General features: G+C 48.1%; 1 protein-coding gene. It reads right to left on the bottom strand.

Going from position 1 to position 4,252, the window contains the following annotated elements; genetic code table 11:
* On the bottom strand, positions 1 to 3,497 hold a 3,497-nt coding region (locus tag QUB56_RS36355), incomplete at its 3' end, for a DUF4347 domain-containing protein (RefSeq protein WP_332961211.1).
* Between the last annotated feature and the right edge of the window lie 755 nt (positions 3,498 to 4,252).

Raw genomic sequence — 4,252 nt, 5'->3', positions numbered from 1 at the left:
TCAGAATCATCTAAACTGCTAACATCAATTCCACTACTATCACTGAAAGTAACTGTCAATGTCTGACTTGTACCACCCGCATTAGTTATGTTAGAAACTCCACCCAAACTAGCAGCAGGTGCGGTAACATCAGCAGTACGAATCAGTTGAGTGGCAGCGGTATTGTTATTACTCGCAGTATCAGTAGCTGTTGCCTCCGGTACATTAACGGTGACATTACCATCAGCATTCGGAGTAACGGTAAAAGTATAAGTCGTGCCGCTACCTGTAAAACCGCTCACCGTACCGTTAGTAACATTAATGCCACTCGAACTAAATCCTGTGACATTTTCACTGAAAGTTGCTGTGACTAAAAATGGTGCATTGATGGTTGTCGGTGAAGTTGATGTTAAGGCAACAGTTGGCCGTGTAACATCAGCATTACGAACCAGTTGAGTTGCAGCGGTATTATTATTACCCGCAGTATCAGTAGCTGTTGCCCCACGTACATCAACTGTGACGGGACCATCAGCATTCGGTGTGACATCAAAGGTGTAGGTTTTGCCGTCAACTGTGACAAAGTTACTGACATTCGCATTGGCGAGGGTGATATCAGTATTATCAAAGCCGCTGACATTTTCACGGAATGTTGCTGTGACGCTAAATGGTGCGTTGACTGTTGTTGGTGAAGTTGAGGTTAAGGCAACTGTGGGTACAATGCCATCAATAACTATTGCTTTGGAAGCACCCAAAGAATTCGCTGCACCCGGAGTTACTAAAGTTAAGATGGCATCACCATTGACCGCATTCTTAATAGTACCCCCGCTCAGGGATAAAGCAGTTGTTGAAACATAGTCTAAGTCTGGGCTGATATCGCCGTTCGCTACTGCATACCGGAATGTCAATGTGTCGCTGCCGGTGCCTGAAAAATAGCTGGCGACAGGAGTTACACCTGCTAAGCTAAGTTGCGGCGTGCCTGTGACATTGACGATTTGAGAGAACTTAACTGTAATGTCGATCGCCCTACCAATACCGTAAGTCCCGTCGGGTGTGGCGGCACTAACACTGGTAACAGTGGGAAGGGGATTAATGGCAATATTGGCAGTTTCAGTAGCGCTACTGAAAACACTGGATGTAGTGTTATTCGTTCGTTCTGCGGTTACGTTGGCTACATTGCCGTTAGTGCCAGTAATTCGATCCCAGGCGACAAAGGCGATCGCGTTGGTGAGAGTGCCGTTATAACCTGGATTGGGAACAAATCGAATTTTGGTGTTGGCATCACTGGCTAATAGTAAGGCGTTGGTGGCAGAAACGGCTGGGGCGTTATTCCAGGTTGTGCTGTTGGTGGTGTATTGCCAAGTGCCGTTAGTGGTGTCGAGGTTGGTGATGGCAATACCTTGTAAGGCATTGAGGTTGGGATCGGTGATTTTTGTACCGCCGAGGTTGGCGATGATGGTGCTGATGAGTGTACCTGGGCTGGCGCTGTCGTTTTGGTTTTGGGGGTTGAGAGTGGGTGTGCCGGTGTTATCTAGTGCGGGGGAGTCGTTGACTAAAACGCTGACGGTGGTGGGTGTGGAGGCGGTGCCGTCGGTGGCGGTGTATTGAAAGGTGTCTACACCGTTGAATCCGGCGTTGGGGGTGTAGAGGATGTTGCTTGAGGGGTAAAGGGCGATCGCACGCACCCGGTTATTCATCACCACACCAGGGTTGAAGGTGGTGTTATCCAGAGTGCCGTCGGTATTTAATCGGGCAATGCGGTTGCGAGTTATGTTGTTGACCTTGCTGAAAGCGCCACCAACTATGAGTTTGCTATTGCTATCTAGGGCGATCGCCTCGACCCGGTTATCCATCCCACTACCAGGGTTGAAGGTAAAATCCAGAGTGCCGCCGGTATTTAATCGGGCAATGCTTTGGCGAGTTGTGCCGTTGAAAGTGCTGAAATTGCCACCAACTATGGGTTTGCCACTGCTATCTAGGGCGATCGCATTGACATCTCCATCCATCCCACTACCAGGAAGGAAGCCGTTATCCACGGTGCCATTAGTATTCAGGCGGGCAATTCGGTTCCGAGGGATGCCGTTGATGGTGGTGAAAGGACCACCGATAAAGGGTTTGTCATTGCTGTCAAGGGCGATCCCATAGACATCTCCATCGATCGCACCAGCATCGAAGTTGATATCCACGGTGCCATCGGTATTCAGGCGGGCAATGCGGTTGCGAGGGATGGCGTTGATGGTGAAACTACCACCGATTACTGGTTTGCCACTGCTGTCTAAGGCGAGATCTTGGACGGCGCCGCTTACAGAACCAGCGTTGAAATTGATATCTAAGCTACCGTCACTATTTAATCGGGCAATGCAGGGGTGAACTATACCGTTGACCCTGTAGAATTGGCCACCAACTAATAATTTGCCACTGCTATCTAAGGCGATGGCTAAGACGGCGTTATCTATCCCGCTACCAGGGTTGAAGGTGGTATCTAGGCTACCATCGGTATTCAATCGCGCAATGCGGTTGATAGGAGTGCCGTTGATGCTGGTGAAAGTGCCACCGATCACTGGTTTGCCACTGCTATCTAGGGCGATCGCCCACACCGCGTCACTGGTCCCAGTGGGTTCGATAATAGGGTTGAAGGTGGTATCTAGGCTGCCGTCCCTATTCAATCGGGCTATATGGTTGCGAGAGGTACCGTTGACGAGGGTGAAATTGCCACCAGCATAGATCCAGTCGTTGGTAGTGGCGGTGCCGTTGGTGGGGGTGGTAATACTCTGTACTGATAGGCGGGTACTTCCTGTGTCGTTGGCCAGTACGCCGATAGCAATTGGGGGGGAGTTGACTGGAATGGCTTTGTTATCGGGGTTAGCGGTGGCTAGGATGTGGCTGTAGCCTAAAGCCTGAATCGGTATTGCTTCGATGCGACCGATTTTTACTTCCAGTTCCCAGTTTCCACCCAGTGCCGCATTGCCGGTGGGGTTAGCGGAGGCGGCGATGTCGGCACCAGTTAATTCACTCAGGCGTTCGAGGAATTGGTTAGGTTTTGTAGGTTTTGTAGGACTATTTTCAACTGGGCGGTTAAAACCGCTACTACACAAACTAAACCCGCCTGCGCGGGTTGAAATTCCATAGTCCGGGTAGGCGGAATTTCTTTGTATAGCCGCGCATTCTATTTGCCAAGGCTGATTACAAGCGGCGACATTACACCCGTAGAGGAGAATATCCGCACCGGGAATTAATGCTTTGCGCCACTGTTGGAGTTGAGGGGCGAAGCTTTCTATGTTGCTGCTGTTGAGTGTATTTGCACCGAGTTGTACAGCACCTGGACTGCCGTGAGAGATGATGTGGATTGCTTCTATATTTTGTTCAATTGCTAACCTTTCGGTGATTTGCTCAATGCCATCGAGCGTTTTATCTAGAATAATTACTTCAGAATTTGGGGAAATGCCGCTAATTAAACTCTGGTAATCTTCAACATTTGAGTCAATAAAAATTAGTTGTAAAGCATTTTTTTGTGGGGTCATTTGTAGTCTCTTACTTTTTCAAGCGGTGAGCAGAATAAAAAATATTTATTGCTCATTAAAAACTTCTCTAATCGGGCTTGTTGTGTGAGATCAAATTCCTTAGCATCGGAATAGTAAATTCGAGTTCACTGTTGACGGTTGATGGTTGACTGTTCACTGTCAACAGTCAACCATCAACATCATTCCGGTGTAACCGGAAATGATATGACTAGACTCCTGAGTGGGCACAGGAGCGCGCACCGCCATTTGCTAGTTCGTAAGTTCTGTCTTTCCTGGCAGTCATTTTTGTGGTCAAGTTTTCTATTCGATCGCCCGCTCTCCTTACCAAAAAACTCCAATTACTATTTTCTTGCTCCCAGCTTCATTTCATATCATGTCCGAGCGATTGACCATAATATCCCGGCCGGGTGGGTTTTTGAGATTGGAGATTGTTGGCAGATATTGTTGGCAGATATTGTTGGCTCACGGATCCCTACATGATGAAGGGTTATCGACCGGACACGATCTCATAGGATTTGTAACCTTTTTATCTGACAATAACTAAGCCAACTTCAATCATTCCTAACACTTAGGTACTTACGCCGGTTGGGTGGCACAATTTACAGGGGCAGCTTTTATGGGTAGATTGTTGCTGGGATGCAAAATATATCGCCATCCCCGAAAGCTACACCACGAAACTTACTAGCTCAACTATACTGCTGGCAGTCACTCCTTTTAATATAGCTAAATATTCCCCTGTTACCTGATACTGAATT

The sequence above is a fragment of the Microcoleus sp. AR_TQ3_B6 genome, from assembly GCF_036702785.1.
GTDB lineage: Bacteria > Cyanobacteriota > Cyanobacteriia > Cyanobacteriales > Microcoleaceae > Microcoleus.
Note: the sequence above shows the minus strand (reverse complement) of the source record. Positions and strands in the feature narration are given on the sequence as shown.